The sequence below is a fragment of the Leclercia sp. M50 genome (assembly GCF_037150775.1).
In the GTDB taxonomy this organism is placed as follows: domain Bacteria; phylum Pseudomonadota; class Gammaproteobacteria; order Enterobacterales; family Enterobacteriaceae; genus Enterobacter.
This window is the reverse complement of the sequence record NZ_JBBCPK010000066.1, coordinates 1-26341: the sequence shown is the minus strand read 5'-3', so window position 1 is coordinate 26341 and position 26341 is coordinate 1. Positions and strand designations below refer to the sequence as shown.

The 26341-nt window shown below is 51.0% G+C and carries 46 protein-coding genes and 1 pseudogene; 40 read left to right on the top strand and 7 right to left on the bottom strand.

Annotation, left to right across the window (positions count from 1 at the left end; translation table 11 throughout):
* From tuf to bfr, 3 genes and pseudogenes are all read left to right on the top strand, one after another.
* A pseudogene (gene tuf / locus WFM46_RS16200) lies at positions 1-136 on the top strand (elongation factor Tu); the annotation flags it as partial.
* 176 nt (positions 137-312) lie between these two features.
* The gene (bfd, locus tag WFM46_RS16195; protein ID WP_059180778.1) at positions 313-507 is read left to right on the top strand and encodes a bacterioferritin-associated ferredoxin; all 195 of its coding nucleotides are present in this window, start codon (positions 313-315) and stop codon (positions 505-507) included.
* Positions 508-578: 71 nt separating this feature from the next.
* Positions 579-1055 (top strand): bacterioferritin, encoded by a 477-nt coding sequence (bfr, locus tag WFM46_RS16190; protein WP_103177268.1) that lies wholly within the window; start codon positions 579-581, stop codon positions 1053-1055.
* Here bfr and WFM46_RS16185 read toward each other — a convergent pair.
* A complete protein-coding gene (locus WFM46_RS16185; protein WP_336997999.1) occupies positions 1039-1512 on the bottom strand; it encodes a prepilin peptidase in 474 nt (157 codons plus the stop codon). The two genes, bfr and WFM46_RS16185, sit on opposite strands and share 17 nt — an antisense overlap.
* A 388-nt stretch (positions 1513-1900) precedes the next feature.
* Here WFM46_RS16185 and rpsJ point away from each other — a divergent pair, with 388 nt between their 5' ends.
* The 31 genes from rpsJ (at position 1901) to WFM46_RS16030 (ending at position 16760) form a co-directional block, all read left to right on the top strand.
* Entirely contained in the window at positions 1901-2212 is a 312-nt protein-coding gene (rpsJ, locus tag WFM46_RS16180) for a 30S ribosomal protein S10 (RefSeq protein ID WP_001181005.1), read from the top strand.
* A 32-nt stretch (positions 2213-2244) separates the two neighbouring features.
* Positions 2245-2874 (top strand): 50S ribosomal protein L3, encoded by a 630-nt coding sequence (gene rplC / locus WFM46_RS16175; protein WP_006817279.1) that lies wholly within the window; start codon positions 2245-2247, stop codon positions 2872-2874.
* Between the two features lie 10 nt (positions 2875-2884).
* Positions 2885-3490 (top strand): 50S ribosomal protein L4, encoded by a 606-nt coding sequence (gene rplD / locus WFM46_RS16170; RefSeq protein WP_003031119.1) that lies wholly within the window; start codon positions 2885-2887, stop codon positions 3488-3490.
* Positions 3487-3789: a 50S ribosomal protein L23 gene (gene rplW / locus WFM46_RS16165; RefSeq protein WP_000617546.1), complete on the top strand. Its 303-nt coding sequence runs from the start codon at positions 3487-3489 to the stop codon at positions 3787-3789. The genes rplD and rplW overlap by 4 nt, the downstream gene beginning before the upstream one ends.
* A 17-nt stretch (positions 3790-3806) precedes the next feature.
* Positions 3807-4628: a 50S ribosomal protein L2 gene (rplB, locus tag WFM46_RS16160; RefSeq protein WP_000301859.1), complete on the top strand. Its 822-nt coding sequence runs from the start codon at positions 3807-3809 to the stop codon at positions 4626-4628.
* Between the two features lie 16 nt (positions 4629-4644).
* The gene (gene rpsS, locus WFM46_RS16155; RefSeq protein ID WP_001138115.1) at positions 4645-4923 is read left to right on the top strand and encodes a 30S ribosomal protein S19; all 279 of its coding nucleotides are present in this window, start codon (positions 4645-4647) and stop codon (positions 4921-4923) included.
* A 14-nt stretch (positions 4924-4937) separates the two neighbouring features.
* The gene (rplV, locus tag WFM46_RS16150) at positions 4938-5270 is read left to right on the top strand and encodes a 50S ribosomal protein L22 (RefSeq protein ID WP_002919773.1); all 333 of its coding nucleotides are present in this window, start codon (positions 4938-4940) and stop codon (positions 5268-5270) included.
* Positions 5271-5287: 17 nt separating this feature from the next.
* Entirely contained in the window at positions 5288-5989 is a 702-nt protein-coding gene (gene rpsC / locus WFM46_RS16145) for a 30S ribosomal protein S3 (protein WP_000529945.1), read from the top strand.
* A 12-nt stretch (positions 5990-6001) separates the two neighbouring features.
* Positions 6002-6412, top strand: a complete 411-nt coding sequence (rplP, locus tag WFM46_RS16140) for a 50S ribosomal protein L16 (RefSeq protein ID WP_002919759.1) — start codon at positions 6002-6004, stop codon at positions 6410-6412.
* On the top strand, positions 6412-6603 hold the full coding sequence (gene rpmC, locus WFM46_RS16135; protein ID WP_032614707.1) for a 50S ribosomal protein L29: 192 nt from the start codon (positions 6412-6414) through the stop codon (positions 6601-6603). Before rplP ends, rpmC begins: the two co-directional genes overlap by 1 nt.
* Positions 6603-6857 carry a 30S ribosomal protein S17 gene (gene rpsQ, locus WFM46_RS16130; protein ID WP_008457160.1) on the top strand — a complete coding sequence of 85 codons (255 nt, stop codon included), beginning with the start codon at positions 6603-6605 and terminating at the stop codon, positions 6855-6857. The genes rpmC and rpsQ overlap by 1 nt, the downstream gene beginning before the upstream one ends.
* Before the next feature lie 165 nt (positions 6858-7022).
* A complete protein-coding gene (gene rplN / locus WFM46_RS16125) occupies positions 7023-7394 on the top strand; it encodes a 50S ribosomal protein L14 (RefSeq protein ID WP_002919748.1) in 372 nt (123 codons plus the stop codon).
* A 10-nt stretch (positions 7395-7404) separates the two neighbouring features.
* A complete protein-coding gene (rplX, locus tag WFM46_RS16120) occupies positions 7405-7719 on the top strand; it encodes a 50S ribosomal protein L24 (RefSeq protein WP_000729185.1) in 315 nt (104 codons plus the stop codon).
* Positions 7720-7733: 14 nt separating this feature from the next.
* Complete coding sequence (gene rplE / locus WFM46_RS16115; protein WP_007702494.1) at positions 7734-8273, top strand: 50S ribosomal protein L5; 540 nt, start codon at positions 7734-7736, stop codon at positions 8271-8273.
* Between the two features lie 14 nt (positions 8274-8287).
* Positions 8288-8593 (top strand): 30S ribosomal protein S14, encoded by a 306-nt coding sequence (gene rpsN / locus WFM46_RS16110; RefSeq protein WP_042396030.1) that lies wholly within the window; start codon positions 8288-8290, stop codon positions 8591-8593.
* Positions 8594-8626: 33 nt separating this feature from the next.
* Positions 8627-9019, top strand: a complete 393-nt coding sequence (rpsH, locus tag WFM46_RS16105; protein WP_003031127.1) for a 30S ribosomal protein S8 — start codon at positions 8627-8629, stop codon at positions 9017-9019.
* 12 nt (positions 9020-9031) lie between these two features.
* Positions 9032-9565: a 50S ribosomal protein L6 gene (gene rplF, locus WFM46_RS16100; protein WP_103177266.1), complete on the top strand. Its 534-nt coding sequence runs from the start codon at positions 9032-9034 to the stop codon at positions 9563-9565.
* A gap of 9 nt (positions 9566-9574) precedes the next feature.
* Positions 9575-9928 carry a 50S ribosomal protein L18 gene (rplR, locus tag WFM46_RS16095; RefSeq protein ID WP_039076817.1) on the top strand — a complete coding sequence of 118 codons (354 nt, stop codon included), beginning with the start codon at positions 9575-9577 and terminating at the stop codon, positions 9926-9928.
* A gap of 14 nt (positions 9929-9942) precedes the next feature.
* Positions 9943-10443 (top strand): 30S ribosomal protein S5, encoded by a 501-nt coding sequence (gene rpsE, locus WFM46_RS16090; protein ID WP_007369821.1) that lies wholly within the window; start codon positions 9943-9945, stop codon positions 10441-10443.
* Positions 10444-10449: 6 nt separating this feature from the next.
* Positions 10450-10629, top strand: coding sequence for a 50S ribosomal protein L30 (rpmD, locus tag WFM46_RS16085; RefSeq protein WP_003863301.1), 180 nt, complete (start codon positions 10450-10452; stop codon positions 10627-10629).
* Between the two features lie 3 nt (positions 10630-10632).
* The gene (gene rplO, locus WFM46_RS16080) at positions 10633-11067 is read left to right on the top strand and encodes a 50S ribosomal protein L15 (RefSeq protein ID WP_039032065.1); all 435 of its coding nucleotides are present in this window, start codon (positions 10633-10635) and stop codon (positions 11065-11067) included.
* A gap of 7 nt (positions 11068-11074) precedes the next feature.
* Positions 11075-12406 carry a preprotein translocase subunit SecY gene (gene secY, locus WFM46_RS16075; RefSeq protein ID WP_103177265.1) on the top strand — a complete coding sequence of 444 codons (1332 nt, stop codon included), beginning with the start codon at positions 11075-11077 and terminating at the stop codon, positions 12404-12406.
* Between the two features lie 31 nt (positions 12407-12437).
* Positions 12438-12554, top strand: a complete 117-nt coding sequence (gene rpmJ / locus WFM46_RS16070; protein WP_000868187.1) for a 50S ribosomal protein L36 — start codon at positions 12438-12440, stop codon at positions 12552-12554.
* A gap of 146 nt (positions 12555-12700) precedes the next feature.
* Positions 12701-13057 (top strand): 30S ribosomal protein S13, encoded by a 357-nt coding sequence (gene rpsM / locus WFM46_RS16065; RefSeq protein ID WP_003031135.1) that lies wholly within the window; start codon positions 12701-12703, stop codon positions 13055-13057.
* 16 nt (positions 13058-13073) lie between these two features.
* Complete coding sequence (gene rpsK, locus WFM46_RS16060) at positions 13074-13463, top strand: 30S ribosomal protein S11 (RefSeq protein ID WP_003863312.1); 390 nt, start codon at positions 13074-13076, stop codon at positions 13461-13463.
* A gap of 34 nt (positions 13464-13497) precedes the next feature.
* On the top strand, positions 13498-14118 hold the full coding sequence (gene rpsD, locus WFM46_RS16055) for a 30S ribosomal protein S4 (RefSeq protein ID WP_032614687.1): 621 nt from the start codon (positions 13498-13500) through the stop codon (positions 14116-14118).
* A gap of 25 nt (positions 14119-14143) precedes the next feature.
* Entirely contained in the window at positions 14144-15133 is a 990-nt protein-coding gene (locus tag WFM46_RS16050) for a DNA-directed RNA polymerase subunit alpha (RefSeq protein ID WP_002919219.1), read from the top strand.
* Between the two features lie 40 nt (positions 15134-15173).
* On the top strand, positions 15174-15557 hold the full coding sequence (rplQ, locus tag WFM46_RS16045) for a 50S ribosomal protein L17 (protein ID WP_001216368.1): 384 nt from the start codon (positions 15174-15176) through the stop codon (positions 15555-15557).
* A 105-nt stretch (positions 15558-15662) separates the two neighbouring features.
* On the top strand, positions 15663-16031 hold the full coding sequence (locus WFM46_RS16040) for a DUF1992 domain-containing protein (RefSeq protein WP_114316547.1): 369 nt from the start codon (positions 15663-15665) through the stop codon (positions 16029-16031).
* A 2-nt stretch (positions 16032-16033) separates the two neighbouring features.
* A complete protein-coding gene (zntR, locus tag WFM46_RS16035; protein ID WP_336997998.1) occupies positions 16034-16459 on the top strand; it encodes a Zn(2+)-responsive transcriptional regulator in 426 nt (141 codons plus the stop codon).
* Positions 16460-16514: 55 nt separating this feature from the next.
* The gene (locus tag WFM46_RS16030; protein ID WP_180210875.1) at positions 16515-16760 is read left to right on the top strand and encodes an alternative ribosome rescue factor ArfA; all 246 of its coding nucleotides are present in this window, start codon (positions 16515-16517) and stop codon (positions 16758-16760) included.
* Here WFM46_RS16030 and mscL read toward each other — a convergent pair.
* The 5 genes from mscL to def form a co-directional block, all read right to left on the bottom strand.
* Positions 16728-17144, bottom strand: coding sequence for a large-conductance mechanosensitive channel protein MscL (mscL, locus tag WFM46_RS16025; protein ID WP_103177261.1), 417 nt, complete (start codon positions 17142-17144; stop codon positions 16728-16730). The genes WFM46_RS16030 and mscL overlap by 33 nt on opposite strands.
* Before the next feature lie 148 nt (positions 17145-17292).
* Positions 17293-18669 (bottom strand): Trk system potassium transporter TrkA, encoded by a 1377-nt coding sequence (trkA, locus tag WFM46_RS16020; protein ID WP_103177260.1) that lies wholly within the window; start codon positions 18667-18669, stop codon positions 17293-17295.
* Positions 18670-18691: 22 nt separating this feature from the next.
* Positions 18692-19978, bottom strand: a complete 1287-nt coding sequence (gene rsmB / locus WFM46_RS16015; RefSeq protein ID WP_336997997.1) for a 16S rRNA (cytosine(967)-C(5))-methyltransferase RsmB — start codon at positions 19976-19978, stop codon at positions 18692-18694.
* Between the two features lie 52 nt (positions 19979-20030).
* Positions 20031-20978, bottom strand: coding sequence for a methionyl-tRNA formyltransferase (gene fmt, locus WFM46_RS16010; RefSeq protein WP_336997996.1), 948 nt, complete (start codon positions 20976-20978; stop codon positions 20031-20033).
* 25 nt (positions 20979-21003) lie between these two features.
* Positions 21004-21513, bottom strand: coding sequence for a peptide deformylase (gene def / locus WFM46_RS16005; RefSeq protein ID WP_103825484.1), 510 nt, complete (start codon positions 21511-21513; stop codon positions 21004-21006).
* A gap of 127 nt (positions 21514-21640) precedes the next feature.
* Between def and dprA the strand changes: the two genes are divergently transcribed.
* From dprA to WFM46_RS15975, 6 genes are read left to right on the top strand one after another with little or no spacing between them, the layout of a single operon-like run.
* Positions 21641-22765 carry a DNA-protecting protein DprA gene (dprA, locus tag WFM46_RS16000; RefSeq protein ID WP_336997995.1) on the top strand — a complete coding sequence of 375 codons (1125 nt, stop codon included), beginning with the start codon at positions 21641-21643 and terminating at the stop codon, positions 22763-22765.
* Entirely contained in the window at positions 22737-23210 is a 474-nt protein-coding gene (gene smg, locus WFM46_RS15995; RefSeq protein ID WP_039032055.1) for a DUF494 family protein Smg, read from the top strand. The genes dprA and smg overlap by 29 nt, the downstream gene beginning before the upstream one ends.
* 26 nt (positions 23211-23236) lie before the next feature.
* Positions 23237-23779, top strand: coding sequence for a topoisomerase DNA-binding C4 zinc finger domain-containing protein (locus WFM46_RS15990; protein WP_180210878.1), 543 nt, complete (start codon positions 23237-23239; stop codon positions 23777-23779).
* A 4-nt stretch (positions 23780-23783) separates the two neighbouring features.
* The gene (tsaC, locus tag WFM46_RS15985) at positions 23784-24356 is read left to right on the top strand and encodes an L-threonylcarbamoyladenylate synthase type 1 TsaC (protein ID WP_103177256.1); all 573 of its coding nucleotides are present in this window, start codon (positions 23784-23786) and stop codon (positions 24354-24356) included.
* A 4-nt stretch (positions 24357-24360) separates the two neighbouring features.
* Positions 24361-25179, top strand: a complete 819-nt coding sequence (gene aroE, locus WFM46_RS15980) for a shikimate dehydrogenase (RefSeq protein WP_156655293.1) — start codon at positions 24361-24363, stop codon at positions 25177-25179.
* Positions 25176-25424 (top strand): DUF1488 domain-containing protein, encoded by a 249-nt coding sequence (locus tag WFM46_RS15975; protein ID WP_103177254.1) that lies wholly within the window; start codon positions 25176-25178, stop codon positions 25422-25424. The genes aroE and WFM46_RS15975 overlap by 4 nt, the downstream gene beginning before the upstream one ends.
* On the opposite strand, the gene WFM46_RS15970 is transcribed toward WFM46_RS15975, so the two are convergent.
* Positions 25400-25954, bottom strand: a complete 555-nt coding sequence (locus WFM46_RS15970) for a gamma carbonic anhydrase family protein (protein WP_103177253.1) — start codon at positions 25952-25954, stop codon at positions 25400-25402. The genes WFM46_RS15975 and WFM46_RS15970 overlap by 25 nt on opposite strands.
* Between the last annotated feature and the right edge of the window lie 387 nt (positions 25955-26341).

Below are 26341 nucleotides of genomic sequence, written 5' to 3'. Positions count from 1 at the left end.
GGTAATGCCAGGCGACAACATCAAAATGGTTGTTACCCTGATCCACCCAATCGCAATGGACGATGGTCTGCGTTTCGCAATCCGCGAAGGCGGCCGTACCGTTGGCGCGGGTGTTGTTGCTAAAGTTCTGGGCTAATTAATTATCCCTGAATTAAAAAGGACGCTTCGGCGTCCTTTTTTGTATTCAGCGTTTATGGTTGTCACAAATTTTCGTATTTTTTGTTCGCTCCCGCCCCGCATCTTCGTGCTTGTGCTATTGTAATCATAATTATTCTCACTTACACTTTGCCCATATTTTGAACGGGAGTGGTTATGTACGTTTGTTTATGTAACGGTGTGAGTGATAAAAAAATTCGTCAGGCCGTTCGCCAGTTTCATCCTCAATCTTTTCAGCAGCTGCGTAAGTTTGTTCCGGTTGGAAATCAATGCGGTAAGTGCGTTCGCGCTGCCCGCGAGATTATGCAGGACGAATTGATGCAGATCCCGGAATACAAAGAGATTGCCTGAGGCTCATACTTTTCTTTTGACATCCCTGTAGCCCCATCTACGCTTCAATGAGTGGAAGCGGAGGGACTATAATGAAAGGTGATATCAAAATCATAAGTTATCTCAATAAATTATTGGGAAATGAGCTTGTCGCAATCAACCAATACTTTCTCCATGCGAGAATGTTCAAAAACTGGGGTCTGACTCGCCTCAACGATATTGAATACCATGAGTCCATCGATGAGATGAAGCACGCTGATAAGTACATCGAGCGTATTCTGTTCCTCGAGGGTATTCCCAACCTGCAGGATCTCGGCAAGCTGGGTATCGGCGAAGATGTCGAAGAGATATTGCGTTCGGATCTGACGCTGGAGCTCGAAGGGGCGAAAGATCTGCGTGAAGCTATCGCTTATGCAGACAGCGTTCATGACTACGTCAGCCGCGATATGATGATTGAGATTCTGGCCGATGAAGAAGGGCACATCGACTGGCTGGAAACAGAACTGGATCTTATCAGTAAAATTGGGCTGCAAAATTACCTCCAGTCGCAAATTAAAGTGGAAAGCTGATCAGGCTTTGCCCACTCATCATTAAACCCGCTGCCGCCATGAAAGGTCCAAATGGCAGTGGGTTTTTTAATATCTGTTCCCCGGGTTTACACATCACCAGGATGAGAAGATAAAGCGTAGCCAGCAAAGCTGCTGATAATGCCAGCACAGGAAGTACGCACCATCCATGCCATGCGCCCAGCGCACCCAGATACTTTACGTCACCGTAACCCAGCCCTTCACGCTTACGCAGCAGCCTGTAACCCCAGTAAATAATCGCGAATCCTGTGTATCCCGCTATCGCCCCTGCGACGGCGGCAGGCAGCCGCTCGGGTTGAAGACAGAGGTGATAAAGCAGACCAACCCATAGTAGCGGGCAGAGATATCGGTCCGGAAGCAGATGTGACCGGAGATCCTCGCGAACTAACAGTGCTGTTAATCCAAGGTAGGCAAACAAGAAGGGGAAGAGAGTAAGCATTGGCGTAAACCTCAATGGAATGTTTGCCTCCATATTCCACGCACCCCAAAGGTGAAACAAACGGCAAACTAAAACGCTGCGAGACGTCTTCCTGGCCGTTTTCACGACAATGTACGATTGCACCGCATTTACGAGGGGACACGCAAAATCGAGCTCTGCCGTCTATTTTCTAAACTGGGCTTGCGTCCTGCCCAGATTTACGTATAATGCGCGGGCTTGTCGTAATTGACAGCTGGTTCAATCTGAACCCCGGGCAGCAATCTTTTTCAGTTGCCTAACAATGCTCCCAATCGGGGAGCTACGTAAGAACGGTTACACTCTCCCATCAATCGTAATGGGTCTGAGTAGTGATCATTTTCGTTTATAAAATAATTGGAGCTCTGGTCTCATGCAGAACCAAAGAATCCGTATCCGCCTTAAAGCGTTTGATCATCGTCTGATCGATCAATCAACCGCGGAAATCGTCGAGACTGCTAAGCGCACTGGTGCGCAAGTCCGTGGTCCGATCCCGCTGCCGACCCGCAAAGAGCGCTTTACCGTTCTGATCTCCCCGCACGTTAACAAAGACGCGCGTGATCAGTACGAGATCCGCACTCACAAGCGTCTGGTTGACATCGTTGAGCCAACTGAGAAAACCGTTGATGCTCTGATGCGTCTGGATCTGGCTGCCGGTGTAGACGTGCAGATCAGCCTGGGTTAATCAGGTCATCGAGCGATTGAGAGGTTGATACAATGATTGGTTTAGTCGGTAAAAAAGTGGGTATGACCCGCATCTTCACTGAAGATGGCGTTTCTATCCCAGTAACCGTAATCGAAGTTGAAGCAAACCGCGTTACTCAGGTTAAAGATCTGGCTAACGATGGCTACCGCGCTATTCAGGTTACCACTGGTGCTAAAAAAGCTAACCGTGTAACCAAACCAGAAGCGGGTCACTTCGCTAAAGCTGGCGTAGAAGCTGGCCGTGGTCTGTGGGAATTCCGCCTGGCTGAAGGCGAAGAGTTCACCGTAGGTCAGGACATTAGCGTTGAACTGTTTGCTGAAGTTAAAAAAGTTGACGTAACCGGTACCTCTAAAGGTAAAGGTTTTGCTGGTACCGTTAAGCGCTGGAACTTCCGTACCCAGGACGCTACTCACGGTAACTCCTTGTCTCACCGCGTTCCGGGTTCTATCGGTCAGAACCAGACTCCGGGCAAAGTGTTCAAAGGCAAGAAAATGGCAGGTCAGCTGGGTAACGAACGTGTAACCGTTCAGAGCCTGGACGTAGTACGTGTTGACGCTGAGCGCAACCTGCTGCTGGTTAAAGGTGCGGTCCCGGGTGCAACCGGTAGCGACCTGATCGTTAAACCAGCTGTGAAGGCGTAAGGGGATAGCAATGGAATTAGTATTGAAAGACGCGCAGAGCGCGCTGACTGTTTCCGAAACTACCTTCGGTCGTGATTTCAACGAAGCGCTGGTTCACCAGGTTGTTGTTGCTTATGCAGCTGGTGCTCGTCAGGGTACTCGTGCTCAGAAGACTCGTGCTGAAGTAACTGGTTCCGGCAAAAAGCCGTGGCGCCAGAAAGGTACTGGCCGTGCGCGTTCAGGTTCTATCAAGAGCCCGATCTGGCGTTCCGGTGGCGTGACCTTTGCTGCTCGCCCGCAGGACCACAGTCAAAAAGTTAATAAAAAGATGTACCGCGGCGCGCTGAAAAGCATCCTGTCCGAGCTGGTACGTCAGGATCGTCTGATCGTTGTCGAATCTTTCTCTGTAGAAGCGCCTAAAACTAAGCTGCTGGCACAGAAACTGAAAGACATGGCTCTGGAAGATGTGCTGATCATCACCGGTGAGCTGGACGAGAACCTGTTCCTGGCCGCACGTAACCTGCACAAGGTTGACGTACGCGATGCGACTGGTATCGACCCGGTTAGCCTGATCGCCTTCGACAAAGTCGTAATGACTGCTGATGCTGTTAAGCAAGTTGAGGAGATGCTGGCATGATTCGTGAAGAACGTCTGCTGAAGGTGCTGCGCGCACCGCACGTTTCTGAAAAAGCGTCTACTGCGATGGAAAAAACTAACACCATCGTTCTCAAAGTTGCTAAAGACGCGACCAAAGCAGAAATCAAAGCTGCTGTGCAGAAACTGTTTGAAGTCGAAGTCGAAGTCGTTAACACCCTGGTAGTTAAAGGGAAAGTTAAACGTCACGGACAGCGTATCGGTCGTCGTAGCGACTGGAAAAAAGCTTACGTCACCCTGAAAGAAGGCCAGAATCTGGACTTCGTTGGCGGCGCTGAGTAAGTCGGAGGAGTAATACAATGGCAGTTGTTAAATGTAAACCGACATCTCCGGGTCGTCGCCACGTTGTTAAAGTGGTTAACCCTGAGCTGCACAAGGGCAAGCCTTTTGCTCCGTTGCTGGAAAAGAACAGCAAATCCGGTGGTCGTAACAACAATGGCCGTATCACCACTCGTCACATCGGTGGTGGCCACAAGCAGGCTTATCGTATTGTTGACTTTAAACGCAACAAAGACGGTATCCCAGCAGTTGTTGAGCGTCTTGAGTACGATCCGAACCGTTCCGCGAACATCGCGCTGGTTCTGTACAAAGATGGCGAACGCCGTTACATCCTGGCCCCTAAAGGCCTGAAAGCTGGCGACCAGATTCAGTCTGGCGTTGATGCTGCAATCAAAGCAGGTAACACCCTGCCGATGCGCAATATCCCGGTTGGTTCTACCGTTCATAACGTAGAAATGAAACCAGGTAAAGGCGGTCAGCTGGCACGTTCCGCTGGTACTTACGTTCAGATCGTTGCGCGTGATGGTGCTTATGTCACCCTGCGTCTGCGTTCTGGTGAAATGCGTAAAGTCGAAGCAGACTGCCGCGCTACCCTGGGCGAAGTTGGCAATGCTGAGCATATGCTGCGCGTTCTGGGTAAAGCAGGTGCTGCACGCTGGCGTGGTGTTCGTCCTACCGTTCGCGGTACTGCGATGAACCCAGTCGACCACCCACATGGTGGTGGTGAAGGTCGTAACTTTGGTAAGCACCCGGTAACTCCGTGGGGCGTTCAGACCAAAGGTAAGAAGACCCGCAGCAACAAGCGTACTGATAAATTTATCGTACGTCGCCGTAGCAAATAATATTAGAGGATAAGCCATGCCACGTTCTCTCAAGAAAGGTCCTTTTATTGACCTGCACTTGCTGAAGAAGGTAGAGAAAGCGGTGGAAAGCGGAGACAAGAAGCCCCTGCGCACTTGGTCCCGTCGTTCAACGATCTTTCCTAACATGATCGGTTTGACCATCGCTGTCCATAATGGTCGTCAGCACGTTCCAGTATTCGTTTCCGATGAAATGGTCGGTCACAAACTGGGTGAATTCGCACCGACTCGTACTTATCGCGGCCACGCTGCTGATAAAAAAGCGAAGAAGAAATAAGGTAGGAGGAAGAGATGGAAACTTTAGCTCAACATCGCCATGCTCGTTCTTCTGCTCAGAAGGTTCGCCTTGTTGCTGACCTGATTCGCGGTAAGAAAGTGTCGCAGGCCCTGGATATTCTGACCTACACCAATAAGAAAGCGGCTGTACTGGTCAAGAAAGTTCTGGAATCTGCCATTGCTAACGCTGAACACAACGATGGCGCTGACATTGACGATCTGAAAGTTGCGAAAATTTTCGTAGACGAAGGCCCGAGCATGAAGCGCATTATGCCGCGTGCGAAAGGTCGTGCAGATCGCATCCTGAAGCGCACCAGCCACATTACTGTGGTTGTGTCCGATCGCTGAGACTCTGGAGACTAGCAATGGGTCAGAAAGTACATCCTAATGGTATTCGCCTGGGTATTGTAAAACCATGGAACTCAACCTGGTTTGCGAACACCAAAGAATTCGCTGACAACCTGGACAGCGATTTTAAAGTACGTCAGTACCTGACTAAGGAACTGGCTAAAGCGTCCGTATCTCGTATCGTAATCGAGCGTCCGGCTAAGAGCATCCGTGTGACCATTCACACTGCTCGTCCTGGCATCGTTATCGGTAAGAAAGGCGAAGACGTAGAAAAACTGCGCAAGGTCGTAGCGGATATCGCTGGCGTTCCTGCACAGATCAATATCGCTGAAGTTCGTAAGCCTGAACTGGACGCAAAACTGGTTGCTGACAGCATCACTTCTCAGCTGGAACGTCGTGTTATGTTCCGTCGTGCTATGAAGCGTGCTGTACAGAACGCAATGCGTCTGGGCGCTAAAGGTATCAAAGTTGAAGTTAGCGGCCGTCTGGGCGGCGCGGAAATCGCACGTACCGAATGGTACCGTGAAGGTCGCGTACCGCTGCACACTCTGCGTGCTGACATCGACTACAACACCTCTGAAGCGCACACCACTTACGGTGTAATCGGCGTTAAGGTATGGATCTTCAAAGGTGAGATCCTGGGTGGTATGGCTGCTGTTGAACAACCGGAAAAACCGGCTGCTCAACCTAAAAAGCAGCAGCGTAAAGGCCGTAAATAAGGAGCGTCGCTGATGTTACAACCAAAGCGTACAAAATTCCGTAAAGTGCACAAAGGCCGCAACCGTGGTCTGGCGCAGGGTACGGATGTTAGCTTCGGCACTTTCGGTCTGAAAGCTGTTGGCCGTGGTCGTCTGACTGCACGTCAGATCGAAGCAGCACGTCGTGCTATGACCCGTGCAGTTAAGCGTCAAGGTAAAATTTGGATCCGTGTATTCCCGGACAAACCAATTACCGAGAAGCCGCTGGAAGTTCGTATGGGTAAAGGTAAAGGTAACGTGGAGTACTGGGTTGCCTTGATTCAGCCGGGTAAAGTCCTGTATGAAATGGACGGCGTACCGGAAGAGCTGGCCCGTGAAGCATTCGGCCTGGCAGCAGCGAAACTGCCGATTAAAACCACCTTTGTAACTAAGACGGTGATGTAATGAAAGCAAATGAGCTGCGTGAAAAAAGCGTTGAAGAGCTGAACGCTGAGCTGCTGAACCTGCTGCGTGAGCAGTTCAACCTGCGCATGCAGGCTGCAAGTGGCCAGCTGCAACAGACTCACCTGCTGAAGCAAGTGCGTCGTGATGTTGCACGCGTTAAGACTTTACTGACTCAGAAGGCGGGTGCGTAATGACCGATAAAATCCGTACTCTGCAAGGTCGTGTTGTTAGCGACAAAATGGAGAAATCCATCGTTGTTGCTATCGAGCGCGTTGTGAAACACCCGATCTACGGTAAATTCATCAAGCGTACGACCAAACTGCACGTACATGACGAGAACAACGAATGTGGTATCGGTGACGTGGTAGAAATCCGCGAATGCCGTCCACTGTCCAAGACTAAGTCCTGGACGCTGGTTCGCGTTGTAGAGAAAGCGGTTCTGTAATAGAGTAGCCTTCTCGATACGAATAAACGGCTCAGCGATGAGCCGTTTATTTTTTCTACCCATATTGCAGAAGCGGTGTTATAATGCCGCGCCCTCGATATGGGGCTTTTTAACGGCTCTGATTTTAGAGTCTCAGGTAGTAGTTGACATTAGCGGAGCACTAAAATGATCCAAGAACAGACTATGCTGAACGTCGCCGACAACTCCGGTGCACGTCGCGTAATGTGTATCAAGGTTCTGGGTGGCTCGCACCGTCGCTACGCAGGCGTAGGCGACATCATCAAGATCACCATCAAAGAAGCAATTCCACGTGGTAAGGTCAAGAAAGGTGATGTGCTGAAAGCGGTAGTGGTGCGCACCAAGAAGGGTGTTCGTCGCCCTGACGGTTCTGTCATTCGCTTCGATGGTAATGCATGCGTTATTTTAAACAATAACAGCGAGCAGCCTATCGGCACGCGTATCTTTGGGCCGGTAACTCGTGAACTTCGTACTGAGAAGTTCATGAAAATTATCTCTCTGGCACCAGAAGTACTCTAAGGAGCGAATCATGGCAGCGAAAATCCGTCGTGATGACGAAGTTATCGTGTTAACCGGTAAAGATAAAGGTAAACGCGGTAAAGTAAAAAATGTCCTGTCTTCCGGCAAGGTCATTGTTGAAGGTATCAACCTGGTTAAGAAACATCAGAAGCCGGTTCCGGCCCTGAACCAGCCAGGTGGCATCGTTGAAAAAGAAGCTGCTATTCAGGTTTCTAACGTTGCAATCTTCAATGCGGCAACCGGCAAGGCTGACCGTGTAGGCTTTAGATTCGAAGACGGCAAAAAAGTCCGTTTCTTCAAGTCTAACAGCGAAACTATCAAGTAATTTGGAGTAGTACGATGGCGAAACTGCATGATTACTACAAAGACGAAGTAGTTAATAAGCTCATGACTGAGTTTAACTACAATTCTGTCATGCAAGTCCCTCGGGTCGAGAAGATCACCCTGAACATGGGTGTTGGTGAAGCGATCGCTGACAAGAAACTGCTGGATAACGCAGCAGCTGACCTGGCAGCTATCTCCGGTCAAAAACCGTTGATCACCAAAGCACGCAAATCTGTTGCAGGCTTCAAAATCCGTCAGGGCTATCCGATCGGCTGTAAAGTAACTCTGCGTGGCGAACGCATGTGGGAGTTCTTTGAGCGCCTGATCACTATTGCTGTACCTCGTATCCGTGACTTCCGTGGCTTGTCCGCTAAGTCTTTCGACGGTCGTGGTAACTACAGCATGGGTGTCCGTGAGCAGATCATCTTCCCAGAAATCGACTACGATAAAGTCGACCGCGTGCGTGGTTTGGATATTACCATTACCACTACTGCGAAATCTGACGAAGAAGGCCGTGCTCTGCTGGCTGCCTTTGACTTCCCGTTCCGCAAGTAAGGTAGGGTTACTGAATGGCTAAGCAATCAATGAAAGCACGCGAAGTAAAGCGCGTAGCTTTAGCTGATAAATTCTTCGCTAAACGCGCTGAACTGAAAGCGATCATTTCTGATGTGAACGCTTCCGACGAAGATCGTTGGAATGCAGTTCTCAAGCTGCAGACTCTGCCGCGTGATTCCAGCCCGTCTCGTCAGCGTAACCGCTGCCGTCAAACTGGTCGTCCGCACGCTTTCCTGCGGAAGTTCGGGTTGAGCCGTATCAAGGTCCGTGAAGCCGCAATGCGCGGTGAAATCCCGGGTCTGAAAAAGGCTAGCTGGTAATTGTCACCAATTGAATCACGGGAGTAAAGACAGATGAGCATGCAAGATCCGATCGCGGATATGCTGACCCGTATCCGTAACGGTCAGGCCGCGAACAAAGCTGCGGTCACCATGCCTTCCTCCAAGCTGAAAGTGGCAATCGCCAACGTGCTGAAGGAAGAAGGTTTTATCGAAGATTTTAAAGTTGAAGGCGACACCAAGCCTGAACTGGAACTTACTCTTAAGTATTTCCAGGGCAAGGCTGTTGTAGAAAGCATTCAGCGTGTCAGCCGCCCAGGTCTGCGCATCTACAAACGTAAAGATGAGCTGCCAAAAGTTATGGCCGGCATGGGTATCGCAGTTGTTTCTACCTCTAAAGGTGTTATGACTGATCGTGCAGCGCGCCAGGCTGGTCTTGGTGGCGAAATTATCTGCTACGTAGCCTAATCGGAGGAAAAAATGTCTCGTGTTGCTAAAGCACCGGTCGTTGTTCCTGCCGGCGTTGATGTAAAAATCAACGGTCAGGTTATTACGATCAAAGGTAAAAACGGCGAGCTGACTCGTACTCTCAACGATGCTGTTGAAGTTACTCATGCAGATAACGCTCTGACTTTCGGCCCACGTACTGGTTACGTTGATGGCTGGGCTCAGGCTGGTACCGCGCGTGCCCTGCTGAACTCAATGGTTATCGGTGTTACCGAAGGCTTCACTAAGAAGCTGCAGCTGGTTGGTGTAGGTTATCGTGCAGCGATCAAAGGGAACGCAGTAAGCCTGGCTCTGGGCTTCTCTCACCCTGTTGAACACGCGCTGCCAGCAGGTATTACTGCAGAATGTCCGTCTCAGACTGAAATCGTGCTGAAAGGCGCTGATAAACAGCTGATCGGTCAGGTTGCAGCAGATCTGCGCGCCTACCGTCGTCCTGAGCCTTACAAAGGCAAGGGTGTTCGTTACGCCGACGAAGTCGTGCGTACCAAAGAGGCTAAGAAGAAGTAAGGTAACACTATGGATAAGAAATCTGCTCGTATCCGTCGTGCGACCCGCGCACGCCGCAAGCTCAAAGAGCTGGGTGCAACTCGCCTGGTGGTACATCGTACCCCGCGTCATATTTACGCACAGGTAATTGCACCGAACGGTTCTGAAGTTCTGGTAGCTGCTTCTACTGTAGAAAAAGCTATCTCTGAACAATTGAAGTACACCGGTAACAAAGACGCCGCTGCAGCTGTAGGTAAAGCTGTTGCTGAACGCGCTCTGGAAAAAGGCATCAAAGATGTTTCCTTTGACCGTTCCGGGTTCCAATATCATGGTCGTGTCCAGGCACTGGCAGATGCTGCCCGTGAAGCTGGCCTTCAGTTCTAAGGTAGAGGTGTAAGATGGCTCACATCGAAAAACAAGCTGGCGAACTGCAGGAAAAGCTGATCGCGGTTAACCGCGTATCTAAAACCGTTAAAGGTGGTCGTATTTTCTCCTTCACAGCTCTGACTGTAGTTGGCGATGGTAACGGTCGCGTTGGTTTTGGTTACGGTAAAGCGCGTGAAGTTCCAGCAGCGATCCAGAAAGCGATGGAAAAAGCCCGTCGCAATATGATTAACGTCGCGCTGAACCACGGCACCCTGCAGCACCCAGTTAAGGGTACTCACACGGGTTCTCGTGTCTTCATGCAGCCGGCTTCCGAAGGTACCGGTATCATCGCCGGTGGTGCAATGCGCGCCGTTCTGGAAGTCGCTGGGGTTCATAACGTTCTGGCTAAAGCATACGGTTCCACCAACCCGATCAACGTGGTTCGTGCAACTATTGATGGCCTGGAAAATATGAAATCTCCAGAAATGGTCGCTGCCAAGCGTGGTAAATCCGTTGAAGAAATTCTGGGGTAATTGACCATGGCAAAGACTATTAAAATTACACAAACCCGCAGTGCAATCGGACGTCTGCCGAAACACAAGGCAACGCTGCTTGGCCTGGGTCTGCGTCGTATTGGTCATACCGTTGAGCGCGAGGATACTCCTGCTGTACGTGGTATGGTCAACGCGGTTTACTTCATGGTTAAAGTTGAGGAGTAAGAGATGCGTTTAAATACTCTGTCTCCGGCCGAAGGCTCTAAAAAGGCGGGTAAACGCCTGGGTCGTGGTATCGGTTCTGGCCTCGGCAAAACCGGTGGTCGTGGTCACAAAGGTCAGAACTCTCGTTCTGGCGGTGGCGTACGTCGCGGTTTCGAGGGTGGCCAGATGCCACTGTACCGTCGTCTGCCGAAGTTCGGCTTCACCTCTCGCAAATCAGCGATCACAGCCGAAGTTCGTCTGTCTGACCTGGCGAAAGTTGAAGGCGGCGTTGTAGACCTGAACACGCTGAAAGCAGCAAACATTATCGGTATTCAGATCGAGTTCGCGAAAGTGATCCTGTCTGGTGAAGTTTCTACCCCGGTAACTGTTCGTGGCCTGCGTGTTACTAAAGGTGCTCGTGCTGCTATCGAAGCTGCTGGCGGTAAAATTGAGGAATAAGTAGCAGATGGCTAAACAACCGGGATTAGATTTTCAAAGTGCCAAAGGTGGGCTTGGCGAACTGAAACGCAGACTTTTGTTTGTGATCGGTGCGCTGATTGTTTTCCGTATTGGCTCTTTTATTCCGATCCCTGGTATTGATGCCGCTGTACTTGCCAAACTGCTTGAGCAACAGCGTGGCACCATCATTGAAATGTTTAACATGTTCTCTGGTGGTGCTCTCAGCCGTGCTTCTATCTTTGCTCTGGGTATCATGCCGTACATTTCGGCATCGATTATTATCCAGCTGCTGACGGTCGTTCATCCGGCCCTGGCAGAACTGAAGAAAGAAGGGGAGTCTGGTCGTCGTAAGATCAGCCAGTACACCCGCTACGGTACTCTGGTGCTGGCAATATTCCAGTCGATCGGTATTGCTACCGGTCTACCGAATATGCCTGGTATGCAGGGCCTGGTTATTAACCCAGGCTTTGCATTCTATTTCACCGCTGTTGTAAGTCTGGTTTCAGGAACAATGTTCCTGATGTGGCTCGGCGAACAAATTACTGAACGGGGTATCGGTAACGGTATTTCGATCATTATTTTCGCCGGTATTGTTGCGGGACTCCCGCCAGCCATTGCCCATACTATCGAGCAAGCGCGTCAAGGCGACCTGCACTTCCTCCTGTTGCTGTTGGTTGCAGTATTAGTATTTGCAGTGACGTTCTTTGTTATCTTCGTTGAACGTGGTCAACGCCGCATTGTGGTAAACTACGCGAAACGTCAACAAGGCCGTCGTGTCTATGCTGCACAGAGCACACATTTACCGCTGAAAGTGAATATGGCAGGGGTAATCCCGGCAATCTTCGCTTCCAGTATTATTCTGTTCCCGGCGACCATCGCGTCATGGTTCGGGGGCGGTACTGGTTGGAACTGGCTGACAACAATTTCGCTGTATTTGCAGCCTGGGCAACCGCTTTATGTGTTACTCTATGCGTCTGCGATCATCTTCTTCTGTTTCTTCTACACGGCGTTGGTCTTCAACCCGCGTGAAACAGCAGATAACCTGAAGAAGTCCGGTGCATTTGTACCAGGAATTCGTCCGGGAGAGCAAACGGCGAAGTATATCGATAAAGTAATGACCCGCCTGACTCTGGTTGGTGCGCTTTATATTACCTTTATCTGCCTGATCCCGGAGTTCATGCGTGATGCAATGAAAGTACCGTTCTACTTCGGTGGAACCTCACTGCTTATCGTTGTTGTCGTGATTATGGACTTTATGGCTCAAGTGCAAACTCTAATGATGTCAAGTCAGTACGAGTCTGCATTGAAGAAGGCGAACCTGAAAGGCTACGGCCGCTAATAGGTCGCCCGAGAAGTTACGGAGAGTAAAAATGAAAGTTCGTGCTTCCGTCAAGAAATTATGCCGTAACTGCAAAATCGTTAAGCGTGATGGTGTCATCCGTGTGATTTGCAGTGCCGAGCCGAAGCATAAACAGCGCCAAGGCTGATTATTTCGCATATTTTTCTTGCAAAGTTGGGTTGAGCTGGCTAGATTAGCCAGCCAATCTTTTGTATGTCTGTACGTTTCCATTTGAGTATCCTGAAAACGGGCTTTTCAGCATGGTGCGTACATATTAAATAGTAGGAGTGCATAGTGGCCCGTATAGCAGGCATTAACATTCCTGATCAGAAACATGCTGTGATCGCATTAACTTCGATCTATGGCGTCGGCAAGACCCGTTCTAAAGCCATTCTGGCTGCAGCGGGTATCGCTGAAGATGTTAAGATCAGTGAGCTGTCTGAAGAACAAATCGACACGCTGCGTGACGAAGTTGCCAAATTTGTCGTTGAAGGTGATCTGCGCCGTGAAGTTAGCATGAGCATCAAGCGCCTGATGGATCTTGGTTGCTATCGCGGTTTGCGTCATCGTCGTGGTCTGCCAGTGCGCGGTCAGCGTACTAAGACCAACGCACGTACCCGTAAGGGTCCGCGCAAACCGATCAAGAAATAATCGGGGTGATTGAATAATGGCAAAGGCACCAGTTCGTGCACGTAAGCGTGTAAGAAAACAAGTCTCTGACGGCGTGGCTCATATCCATGCTTCTTTCAACAACACCATCGTTACTATTACTGATCGTCAGGGTAACGCGCTGGGTTGGGCAACAGCCGGTGGTTCCGGTTTCCGTGGTTCTCGCAAATCCACTCCGTTCGCAGCTCAGGTTGCAGCAGAGCGTTGCGCTGAAGCCGTAAAAGAATACGGCATCAAGAATCTGGAAGTTATGGTAAAAGGTCCGGGTCCGGGTCGCGAATCTACCGTTCGTGCTCTGAACGCCGCTGGTTTCCGCATCACTAATATTACTGATGTGACTCCGATCCCTCATAACGGTTGTCGTCCGCCGAAAAAACGTCGCGTATAACGCGTTCGTTTTCCAGGTTTGTTGGAGATAGAAAATGGCAAGATATTTGGGTCCTAAGCTCAAGCTGAGCCGTCGTGAGGGCACCGACTTATTCCTTAAGTCTGGCGTTCGCGCGATCGATACCAAGTGTAAAATTGAACAAGCTCCTGGCCAGCACGGTGCGCGTAAACCGCGTCTGTCTGACTATGGTGTGCAGTTGCGTGAAAAGCAAAAAGTTCGCCGTATGTACGGTGTGCTGGAGCGTCAGTTCCGTAACTACTATAAAGAAGCAGCACGTCTGAAAGGCAACACCGGTGAAAACCTGTTGGCTCTGCTGGAAGGTCGTCTGGACAACGTTGTATACCGTATGGGCTTTGGCGCCACTCGTGCTGAAGCACGTCAGATGGTTAGCCATAAAGCAATCATGGTAAACGGTCGTGTTGTTAACATCGCTTCTTATCAGGTTAAAGCGAATGACGTTGTTAGCATTCGTGAGAAAGCGAAAAAGCAATCTCGCGTGAAAGCCGCTCTGGAGCTGGCTGAGCAGCGTGAAAAGCCAACCTGGCTGGAAGTTGATGCTGGCAAGATGGAAGGTACGTTCAAGCGTCAGCCAGAACGTTCTGATCTGTCTGCGGACATTAACGAACACCTGATCGTCGAGCTTTACTCCAAGTAAAGCTTAGTACCAAAGAGAGGACACAATGCAGGGTTCTGTGACAGAGTTTCTAAAACCGCGCCTGGTAGATATCGAGCAAGTGAGTTCGACGCACGCCAAGGTGACCCTTGAGCCTTTAGAGCGTGGCTTTGGCCATACTCTGGGTAACGCACTGCGCCGTATTCTGCTCTCATCGATGCCGGGTTGCGCGGTGACCGAGGTTGAGATTGATGGTGTACTTCATGAGTACAGCACCAAAGAAGGCGTTCAGGAAGATATCCTTGAAATCCTGCTCAACCTGAAAGGGCTGGCGGTGAGAGTTCAGGGTAAAGATGAAGTTATTCTTACTCTGAATAAATCTGGCATTGGCCCTGTGACTGCAGCCGACATCACCCACGACGGTGATGTTGAAATCGTCAAGCCGCAGCACGTGATCTGCCACCTGACCGATGAGAACGCAGCTATTAGCATGCGTATCAAAGTTCAGCGCGGTCGTGGTTATGTGCCGGCTTCTGCCCGAATTCATTCGGAAGAAGATGAGCGCCCAATCGGCCGTCTGCTGGTCGACGCATGCTACAGCCCTGTAGAGCGTATTGCCTACAATGTTGAAGCAGCGCGTGTAGAACAGCGTACCGACCTGGACAAGCTGGTCATCGAAATGGAAACCAACGGCACAATCGATCCTGAAGAGGCGATTCGTCGTGCGGCAACCATCCTGGCAGAACAACTGGAAGCTTTCGTTGACTTACGTGATGTACGTCAGCCGGAAGTGAAAGAAGAGAAACCAGAATTCGATCCGATCCTGCTGCGCCCTGTTGACGATCTGGAATTGACTGTCCGCTCTGCTAACTGCCTCAAGGCAGAAGCTATCCACTATATCGGTGATCTGGTACAGCGTACCGAGGTTGAGTTGCTGAAAACGCCGAACCTGGGTAAAAAATCTCTTACTGAGATTAAAGACGTGCTGGCTTCACGTGGTCTGTCTCTGGGCATGCGCCTGGAAAACTGGCCACCAGCAAGCATTGCTGACGAGTAACCGGATCACAGGTTAAGGTTTTACTGAGAAGGATAAGGTCATGCGCCATCGTAAGAGTGGTCGTCAACTGAACCGCAACAGCAGCCATCGCCAGGCTATGTTCCGCAACATGGCAGGTTCACTGGTTCGTCATGAAATCATCAAGACGACCCTGCCTAAAGCGAAAGAGCTGCGTCGCGTAGTTGAGCCGCTGATTACTCTTGCCAAGACTGACAGCGTTGCTAATCGTCGTCTGGCATTCGCCCGCACTCGTGATAACGAGATCGTGGCAAAACTGTTTAACGAACTGGGCCCGCGTTTCGCGAGCCGTGCCGGTGGTTACACTCGTATTCTGAAGTGTGGCTTCCGTGCAGGCGACAACGCTCCGATGGCTTACATCGAGCTGGTTGATCGTTCAGAGAAAGCAGAAGCTGCTGCAGAGTAATCTGCAGTAACGTAAAAAAACCCGCTCCGGCGGGTTTTTTTATATCCGCTGAATCCCCATTTTCTAAACTACTCTTATTCTTTTCTTTCTTTCCGGAGTTTTGCTATGTGGTTATTGGACCAATGGGCAGAACGACATATCCTGGATGCCCAGCGCCAGGGTGAATTCGATGACCTGCCCGGCAGTGGCCAGCCGCTGAAACTGGATGATGATTCACATGTTCCCCCAGAGCTGCGAGCGGCCTACCGCATGTTGAAAAACGCGGGTTGCCTCCCTCCTGAACTTGAACAGCGTAAAGAGGCGATCGAACTGTCTCACTTGCTCACCACAGTCAAAGAGGGAACTGCAGCGCATGCGGATTACGCCCGCCGTCTTGCCCTTCTGGAACTAAAGCTGCGCCAGGCGGGAGCGAGTACTGAGTTTCTGCGCGGGGATTATGCTGAACGTCTAATGCAAAAAATGAAGGAGGAGTAGCGATGTATCGTATTGGTGAGCTTGCTAAGCTGGCTGAGGTTACCCCTGATACTATTCGTTATTACGAAAAGCAGCAGATGATGGAACATGAGATACGCACTGAAGGGGGCTTCCGGCTTTATACCGACCGGGATCTTCAGCGCCTTAAGTTTATTCGTCATGCGCGACAGCTGGGGTTTACCCTGGAATCGATCCGCGAGCTACTGTCGATCCGTATCGATCCCGAGCATCACACCTGCCAGGAATCAAAAGGTATTGTGCAGGCGAGATTGAGTGAAGTCGAGGCGCGCATCGAAGAGCTTCAAACCATGCGGCTCTCTTTACAGCGGTTGAACGATGCCTGTTGCGGTACTGCACATAGCAGCGTTTACTGTTCTATTCTGGAAACCCTTGAACAAGGGGCGAATGGCGAGTCTCACGGATGTTGATTTTATTGTCAGCACCTTCTAAACTCGCGTCGATATTTTGAACACTGGAGAAAGTATGAGCCATTATCAACACAAGAAAGGTCAGATCAACGATAATGCCATTGAGGCGTTACTGCATGATCCTTTATTCAGACAGCGAATCGAGAAGAACAAGAAAGGGAAAGGAAGTTATCTGCGCAAAACTAAACATGCAAAACGGGGTAACTGGGAGGCCAGTGGCAAGCAAGCGAATCGCTTTCTTACCACTGGCCTTCTTGCTTTGAGTGACTTACAAAGTGCGGTTGTTCTGCGCTTTCAGTAAGTCACGAATTTCAGTAAGCAGCACTTCCTCTTTCGATGGGGCTGGCGGCGCAGCCGGTTCTTCTTTTTTCTTACGGTTTAATTTATTGATGAGCTTAATGGCCATAAAGATGGCGAAAGCAACAATCATGAAATCAAATACGTTTTGAATAAACACGCCATAGTGCATTACCACCGCAGGGACATCACCTTGAGCTTCCCGCAGCGTTATGGCGAATTGCTTGAAATCTATTCCGCCAATTAAAAGGCCCAGTGGTGGCATGATGATATCCGCAACCAGTGATGAAACGATCTTGCCAAACGCCGCACCAATAATCACACCCACAGCCAAATCCACTACGTTTCCGCGCATCGCAAATTCGCGAAATTCTTTAATAAAACTCATTTTGTTCTCCTTGTGCCAGCTGACAAATACAAGTCTAACAAATCATTAGCGGATTGCCATTGAAGAGAGACATACGTCACAGAAATATAACCCTTACATATTATTGGGTTAAAAAGAAAAGGTGCTGAAAACAGCACCTTTGCAAGTGTCAGAGGAAGAAAGGACTTGGCTGGAATAAGCGCTCGACGTCGGTAATAAACTTTTTGTCTGTCAGGAACATAATAACGTGATCGCCCTGCTCAATACGTAGATTGTCATTAGCGATCATGACATCGTTACCCCGCACCACTGCACCAATGATAGTGCCCGGCGGGAGTTTAATCTCATCGATGGTACGCCCAACCACACGGGACGTGCTTTCGTCGCCATGCGCCACGGCTTCGATAGCTTCTGCCACTCCACGACGGAGGGAAGAAACGCCAACGATATCCGCTTTTCGCACGTGACTCAGCAGGGCAGAGATAGTGGCCTGTTGCGGCGAAATCGCAATATCGATAACGCTTCCCTGCACCAGATCGACATAGGCTTTGCGCTGGATAAGCACCATGACCTTCTTCGCACCCATCCGTTTTGCCAGCATCGCTGACATGATGTTGGCTTCGTCGTCGTTGGTAACAGCAATGAAAAGATCAACCTGATCGATATGCTCTTCGGCAAGCAGCTCCTGATCCGACGCATCGCCATAGAAAACGATCGTATTTTGCAGTTTTTCTGCCAGTTCAGCGGCGCGCTGTTGATCCCGTTCGATCAATTTTACGCTGTAGTCTTTTTCCAGCTGCCGAGCCAGGCCAGCGCCGATATTACCGCCCCCGACCAGCATGATGCGCTTATAGGGTTTTTCCAGTCGCTGAAGCTCGCTCATTACCGCACGGATGTGCTGTGACGCGGCGATAAAGAAGACCTCGTCACCAGCTTCGACAATGGTAGAGCCTTGGGGACGAATAGGGCGGTCATGACGGAAAATCGCGGCGACGCGCGTATCGATGTGCGGCATATGTTCGCGCATCGTAGAGAGTGCGTTACCGATCAGCGGGCCGCCATAGTAGGCTTTTACTACCGCAAGACTGACCTTGCCCTCTGCGAAGTTGACTACCTGCAGTGCGCCCGGGTATTCAATCAGGCGGTAAATACTGTCGATAACCAGCTGTTCCGGCGCGATTAAGTGGTCGATTGGCACCGCATCGGACTGAAACAACTTATCGGCATCACGAACGTAATCCGGCGAACGTATACGCGCGATTCGGTTTGGGGTATTAAATAACGAATAGGCCACCTGACAGGCCACCATATTCGTTTCATCAGAACTGGTGACAGCAACCAGCATATCTGCGTCATCCGCTCCGGCTTCACGCAACACGCGTGGGTGAGAGCCATGCCCCTGAACCACGCGCAGATCGAATTTATCCTGCAGGCCGCGCAGACGATCGCCATTGGTATCAACGATAGTGATGTCGTTATTCTCACCGACCAGGTTTTCTGCCAGCGTACCGCCTACCTGCCCCGCGCCCAGAATGATTATCTTCATATCTTGTGACCCGTTATCAACATCACTCTTTGATTAGCTTAGCGTAAAAGAAACCGTCGCCTTCCTCTGCCCCTGGCAGGTTTTGCTTGCCGGGCAGTTCTGGTGTGCCGGTCAGATGCAGGCGGGCATCAGGTGTGCGCTTCAGGAACGCGGCGATCTGCTGGCTATTCTCTTCCGGCAGAACAGAACAGGTGGCATAAACCAGCGTCCCGCCTGTTTTCAGATGCGGCCAGATAGCGTCGAGGATCTCTGACTGCAACTGTGCCAGTTCGTTGATATCCCGGTCGCGGCGCAACCATTTGATATCCGGATGACGGCGGATAACGCCGGTCGCTGAGCAAGGGGCATCCAGTAAAATGCGATCGAACTGCTCATCCCCGCACCACTGCCCAGGGGTACGCCCGTCACCCTGCTTAACTTCCGCCTTCATACCCAGACGTTTGAGATTATCGTAGACACGAGAAAGACGCTGTTCGTCAACGTCGACAGCCATCACGTTCGCCTGCGGAGCGACCTCCAGAATATGTGTCGTTTTACCGCCTGGCGCGGCGCAAAGATCGAGGATCCGCTCGCCATTCTGCGGCTCAAGCCAGGTCATGCAACCCTGGGCTGAAGCGTCCTGAACGGTAACCCAGCCCTGTTCAAAGCCAGGCAGAGCATGTACCGGTGCAGGGGCCGCCAGACGCACTGCATCCCTGTATTCAGGATGAGGGAACCCGGTCATCCCGGCCTCTTCCAGTAATGCCAGCCAGGCATCCCGGGTGTGGTGATTGCGGTTAACGCGTAGCCACATAGGTGGACGCTGGTTATTGGCATTAATTAGCGCTTCCCACTGCTCAGGATAGGCTTTTTGCAGACGCTTTAATAACCAGTCAGGATGCAGGAAACGTTTTTCCGTGCGAGCAAACTCAGCCAGTAATTCATCTTGCTGACGTTGGAACTGTCGCAACACGCCGTTGATCAACCCTTTCAGCTGCGGGCGTTTTACCGCAACCGCGCCTTCTACGGTCTCTGCCAGTGCGGCATGAGGTGGAATACGGGTATGCAGCAGCTGATAGAAGCCGACCATGATCAGGTAGTGAATGACGCGTTGCTTGCCCGCCATCGGGCGCGCCATAAGTTTTCCGATCAGCCACTCCATCTGGGGTAACGTGCGCAGAACACCAAAGCACAACTCCTGAAGCAGCGATTTATCTTTATCGGAAACCTTTTGCTGTAACGGTGGCAGGACATTGCTCAGGGACTGACCCTGCTCAACCACTTGCTCAATCGCCTGTGCTGCCAGGCTGCGTAAATTTTGTTTTTTCATAACCGCAAAAATAAAAATGCCCGGAAACACCGGGCCTTAATTTGAGATGATCTCAGGCGAGACTGTTGCCAGGGGTAAACCATTCACGGCGGGAGTTAAGAAGGTCCTGCGCGCTCATGGCTTTTTTACCTGCTGGTTGTAAGGATTCCAGATTAAGGATCCCTTCAACTGTCGCGACCTGAATACCCTGTTTACTGGCTGCAATGATTGTTCCAGGTGCAGCGTGAGTTTGGCCATCAATCACAGAGGCCTTCCATACCTTCACTGGCTGTCCGTCTATCTCAAGCCAGCTCATTGGCCATGGATTGAAAGCCCGAATGCAGCGTTCAAGCTGAGCTGCAGGTAGAGTCCAGTCGAGGCGGGCCTCTTCTTTGCTGAGCTTTTCAGCATGGGTCACTAATGCTTCGTCCTGAACTTCTGGTTGAGCCCGATTCTCTGCAAGCTGTTGCAGTGTATCAATCAGCCCTTTTGGCCCAAGCTCTGCCAGTTTGTCATACAGGGTGGCACTGGTATCTTCGGCGGTAATAGGACAAGAGAGCTTATACAGCATGTCGCCAGTATCCAGCCCTACGTCCATTTGCATAATCGTCACGCCAGTATCGGCATCGCCAGCCCACAATGAACGCTGGATCGGCGCTGCGCCACGCCAGCGTGGGAGAAGTGAACCGTGAACATTAATGCAGCCCAGACGCGGCATATCAAGAACCGCTTTTGGCAGGATGAGGCCATACGCCACAACCACCATGACATCTGCATTTAACTGCGCAACCAGCTGCTGATTTTCCTGCGGCCGTAACGAAGCAGGCTGAAAGATCGGTAAACCGTGCTCTTCAGCCAGGACTTTTACCGGGCTCGGCATCAATTTTTTACCCCGGCCTGCCGGACGATCGGGCTGAGTAAACACGCCCACAACCTTATGGCCAGACGACAACAGCGCGTCGAGATGACGCGCTGCAAAGTCAGGTGTTCCTGCAAAGATGATACGTAGTGATGTAGACACGTTATTCCTTGTATCCGGGGTCACATTAAGCGCGAGCGCGCATGCGATCCAGTTTCTCTACTTTCTGACGAATACGCTGCTGCTTCAGTGGAGAGAGATAATCGATAAACAGTTTACCGACCAGATGATCCATCTCATGCTGAATGCAGATGGCCAGCAGATCATCCGCTTCCAGTTCGAACGGCTTACCGTCGCGATCAAGCGCGCGGATTTTGACTTTTTCTGCACGCGGTACCAGTGCTCGCTGCTCAGGGATAGAGAGGCAGCCTTCTTCGATACCGGTTTCACCGCTTTTTTCCAGAAGCTCCGGATTGATTAATACCAGGCGCTCGTCGCGGTTCTCAGAAACGTCGATCACAATGATGCGCTGGTGAATATCCACCTGAGTCGCCGCGAGACCGATGCCTTCTTCGGCGTACATCGTATCGAACATATCATCAATGATACGTTGAGTTTCTGCATTCACTTCTTTAACCGGCTCGGCGACTTTGCGAAGGCGCTCGTCCGGAATATGTAACACTTGCAAAACTGCCATATATTTCCAGAGTCGTATTCAGGAGTTGATAAGAATATAACCTCTATTCTAGACAAAACCCCCTCTGATTGACAGCATCAGTGACCAATCGCAAAGATTGCTATAGCGGCTTCTGGCAGGGGAAAGGATGACATCCACAGAGATTTGGCTACGCCTGATAAGCACCGGAGAGTTGTACGGCGACAAGATGGTGGCGATAGCGCAGCAGCTGCAGCGCGAACCCCATATTGATGGTGCTCTGCTGGTGGAAATGGGGCTCACCCACAGGCAAAAGGAGAAGTTTTTATCATTTTCACCGCGGGAACTCGACCGCAGCATGGCCTGGCTGGCCGGACAGGGCCATCATCTGATATGTGCGGATAATGCCCTCTATCCTGAGCAGCTTCGCGCTATTGCCGATTACCCTGGGGCTTTGTTTGTTAAGGGGGAGCCCTCCGTGCTGTCGAGTCTGCAACTTGCCGTGGTCGGCAGCCGTTCTCACTCCTGGTATGGAGAGCGTTGGGGAAAAGTGCTTTGTGAGCAGCTAGCCCAGGCGGGACTGACGATTACCAGCGGACTGGCCTGCGGCATCGATGGTATAGCGCATCGCGCTGCGCTCAACGTTAAAGGCAAAAGCGTCGCGGTGCTGGGTAACGGTCTGGCGGATGTCTATCCCCGCCGCCATTCGTCGCTGGCCATGCGTCTTGTTGAAAGCGGCGGTGCAGTGATCTCTGAGTTTTCACTCGCGACGCCTCCCTGGCAGGGTAATTTCCCGCGACGTAACCGCATCATTAGCGGCCTCAGCCTGGGGGTGTTCGTAATCGAAGCGATGATAAGAAGCGGTTCTCTCGTTACCGCCAAATGCGCCCTTGAGCAGGGGCGTGAGGTCTTTGCATTACCGGGAGCCATTGGCAACCCGGGGAGTGAAGGTCCTCACTGGTTAATAAAGCAAGGGGCGACTCCCGTGACAACGGCAGAAGATATTCTGGAAACGTTGCAAAACGGACTGAACTGGCTGCCAGAGGATCCCAAAAATTGGCTTTATTCTTCAGATCAGGACCAGGTAGCATTGCCATTTCCTGAGCTCCTGGCTAACGTAGGAGATGAGGTAACACCTGTTGACGTTGTCGCTGAACGTGCCGGCCAACCTGTGCCAGTAACCGTAGCACAGCTACTCGAACTGGAGTTAGCAGGATGGATCGCAGCTGTACCCGGCGGCTATGTCCGATTAAGGAGGGCAAGCCATGTTCGACGTACTCATGTATTTGTTTGAAACTTACATCCATAACGAAGCTGAAGCACGCGTGGATCAGGACAAACTCACACGCGATCTCACCGATGCAGGTTTCGAACGGGAAGATATCTACAACGCGTTAATATGGCTGGAAAAACTGGCTGATTATCAGGAAGGCCTTGCCGAACCGATGCAGTTAGTTTCCGATCCACTGTCTGTACGCATCTATACGGCTGAAGAGTGTGAAAGGCTGGATGCCAGTTGCCGGGGATTTATCTTATTCCTTGAGCAGATTCAGGTGCTGAACCTCGAAACACGAGAAATGGTGATAGAGCGCGTCATGGCGCTGGATACCGCAGAATTTGAGCTGGAGGACCTGAAGTGGGTCATCCTGATGGTTCTGTTCAATATTCCAGGGTGTGAAAATGCCTATCAGCAAATGGAAGAATTACTCTTTGAAGTGAATGAAGGTATGCTGCACTAATTCATTGTGCAGCACCAAGAGTTGTTATGGCCAAATCAGCACTATTTACGGTGCGTAAACATGAGTCCTGCCCGCAGTGTGGGGCAGAACTTGTTATCCGGTCCGGTAAACACGGGCCGTTTCTCGGTTGTTCACACTATCCAGAATGTGATTATGTCCGTCCCCTGAAAAATCAGGCGGACGGGCATATTGTTAAGATTCTGGAGGGACAAGCCTGCCCGCAATGCGGCGGCGATCTGGCGCTGCGCCAGGGGCGTTTTGGCATGTTTATCGGCTGCAGTCGCTATCCCGAATGTCATCACACCGAACAAATCGATAAACCTGATGAAACAGCCGTAGCCTGCCCGCAATGCGGCAGCGGGCATCTCGTGCAACGCCGTTCACGCTATGGTAAGACATTCCACTCCTGCGATCGCTATCCTGAATGTCAGTTTGTTACCAATTTCAAACCGGTGGTGGGCAGCTGCCCTGAGTGCCATTACCCGCTACTTATCGAGAAAAAAACGGCGCAAGGTATGAAGCGCTTCTGCGCCAGTAAACAATGTGGAAAGCCGGTTTCGGCGGAATAAAAAAGTGAAGAATAACCTGCAGTCAGGCTCCGTTGCGCATGCAGTGGACGTGCTGAAAAATGAAGAAGTCATCGCCTATCCAACAGAAGCGGTTTTTGGGGTGGGATGCGATCCCGACAGCGAAGTAGCCGTAACACGTCTCTTAACGCTTAAACAGCGCCCGGTAGAAAAAGGGCTGATTCTTATCGCCGCCAGTTTTGAACAGCTTAAACCTTATATAGATGATTCCATGTTGACGTCAGCGCAGCGTGAAACCATTTTCTCCTCCTGGCCTGGGCCGGTAACGTTTGTGTTTCCGGCGCTGCCGACAACGCCTCGATGGCTGACGGGGCGTTTTGACTCCCTTGCTGTTCGCGTGACGGACCATCCATTAGTCATCGAGCTATGTAATCGCTTTGGTAAACCGCTGGTCTCTACCAGCGCCAATCTGACGGGATTGCCTCCTTGCCGCACTGCAGAAGAGGTGTCAGCGCAGTTTGGTAGTGAGTTCCCGGTGGTCATCGGTGAAACCGGTGGTCGCCTGAACCCGTCAGAAATTCGTGATGCTTTGACCGGCGAACTTTTTCGCCAGGGGTAATCAGATGGAAGCGTACGCCGTTTTTGGTAATCCAGTTGCGCATAGCAAATCGCCGTTTATTCACCAACAGTTCGCCCAGCAGTTGCATATCGATCACCCTTATGGCCGAGTGCTTGCACCCATTGATGCCTTTGTGACGACGCTGGAGGCTTTTTTTGCTGGTGGCGGAAAAGGGGCGAATGTCACAGTACCTTTTAAAGAAGAGGCATTCGGGCGTGCCGATGAGTTAACAGAGCGCGCCTCTCTTGCGGGAGCTGTGAATACGCTCAAGCGGCTTGAAGATGGCCGAATTCTGGGAGACAACACTGATGGCATTGGCCTGCTGAGCGATCTGGAACGTCTGTCATTTATCAAACCTGGCGCGCGTATCCTTTTGATTGGCGCGGGCGGCGCGGCGCGAGGTGTGATTTTACCTCTGCTCTCCCTGGATTGCGCAGTAACCATTACGAATCGTACTTACTCCCGGGCAGAAGAGTTGGCCGCTCTGTTTGCCCACACTGGCAGTATTCATGCGGTCGCCCTGGACGCGTTACACGGCCATGAGTTTGATCTGATCGTTAATGCGACCTCAAGCGGCATTGGTGGCGACGTTCCCGCCATTCCGGCGTCATTGATCAATGGACAGGTTAATTGCTATGACATGTTCTATCAGAAAGGCAAAACGCCTTTTCTGAGCTGGTGTGAACGGCAAGGCGCAAAACGTGTGGCTGATGGATTGGGGATGCTGGTGGGGCAGGCCGCGCATGCGGTGATGCTCTGGCACGGCGTGCTGCCGGAAGTGGAGCCAGTCATTGAAAAACTCAAACTGGAGCTATCGGCATGAACCAGGCGATCCAGTTCCCGGATCGAGAAAGCTGGGATGAAGACAAACAGGCAGTCTGTTTTCCCGCGCTGGTAAATGGCATGCAAATGATGTGTGCCATTGAAGGAAGAACGCTGGCGCGTCGTTTTGGCGATGGCCTGCCAATTGAGATGTTTCGTGAACATCGCTGGGATCTGGAAGAAGAAGCCAGCGATGCGATCCGCAAGGGGGACGAGGACGATCAAGGGTGGTTCTGGCTTTCCTGATCCAGATAATCATTCTTCCATTTAACGTAGTTATTGGCTGAGTACTTTAACCCTTCTATTTCCGCTTCCGTCAGGGGGCGGATCTGTTTTACCGGACTTCCTAAATAGAGAAAGCCGCTCTCGAGCCGCTTATTTTGCGGAACCAGGCTGCCAGCACCAATCATTACGTCATCTTCTACTACCACACCATCCAGCAAAATCGATCCCATGCCGACCAGAACGCGATTGCCGATCGTGCAGCCGTGCAACATCACTTTATGACCGACAGTGACCTCTTCACCAACGATCAGGGGATTACCTTCAGGGTTATAAGAAGATTTATGGGTCACATGCAGCACGCTGCCATCCTGAATATTAGTACGGGCGCCAATGGCGACGTAATTCACATCTCCACGAATAGCAACCAGCGGCCAGATACTGACATCATCACCCAGCCGGACATCGCCAATGACCACGCTACTGCTGTCGATCATGACGCGATCGCCTTGTTTTGGGAAAAGATCTTTATAGGGACGGAGTACTGCAGACATATCAACCTCGACTGATGTGCATTCTTTTGATGACTTTGATCCTAATACGTAGCTTGATCAAGGGCCAATTACGTCATTATTTGAGCATATCGGATGGGATTTCAGCGGAAAGAACGAAAAAAGAACAGTCAGAAGAAAAGATCGAAAAAATGCTTGTGCTAAAAACTGGGATCCCTATAATGCGCCTCCATCGACACGGCGGATGTGAATCACTTCACACAGACAGCCGGGCCGGTTGAGGAGAAAAGCGAAAATAATCGCTTGACTCTGAAAGAAGAAAGCGTAATATACGCCACCTCGCAACGGTGAGCGAAAGCCGCGTTGCACTGCTCTTTAACAATTTATCAGACAATCTGTGTGGGCACTCAAAGTGACATGGATTCTTAA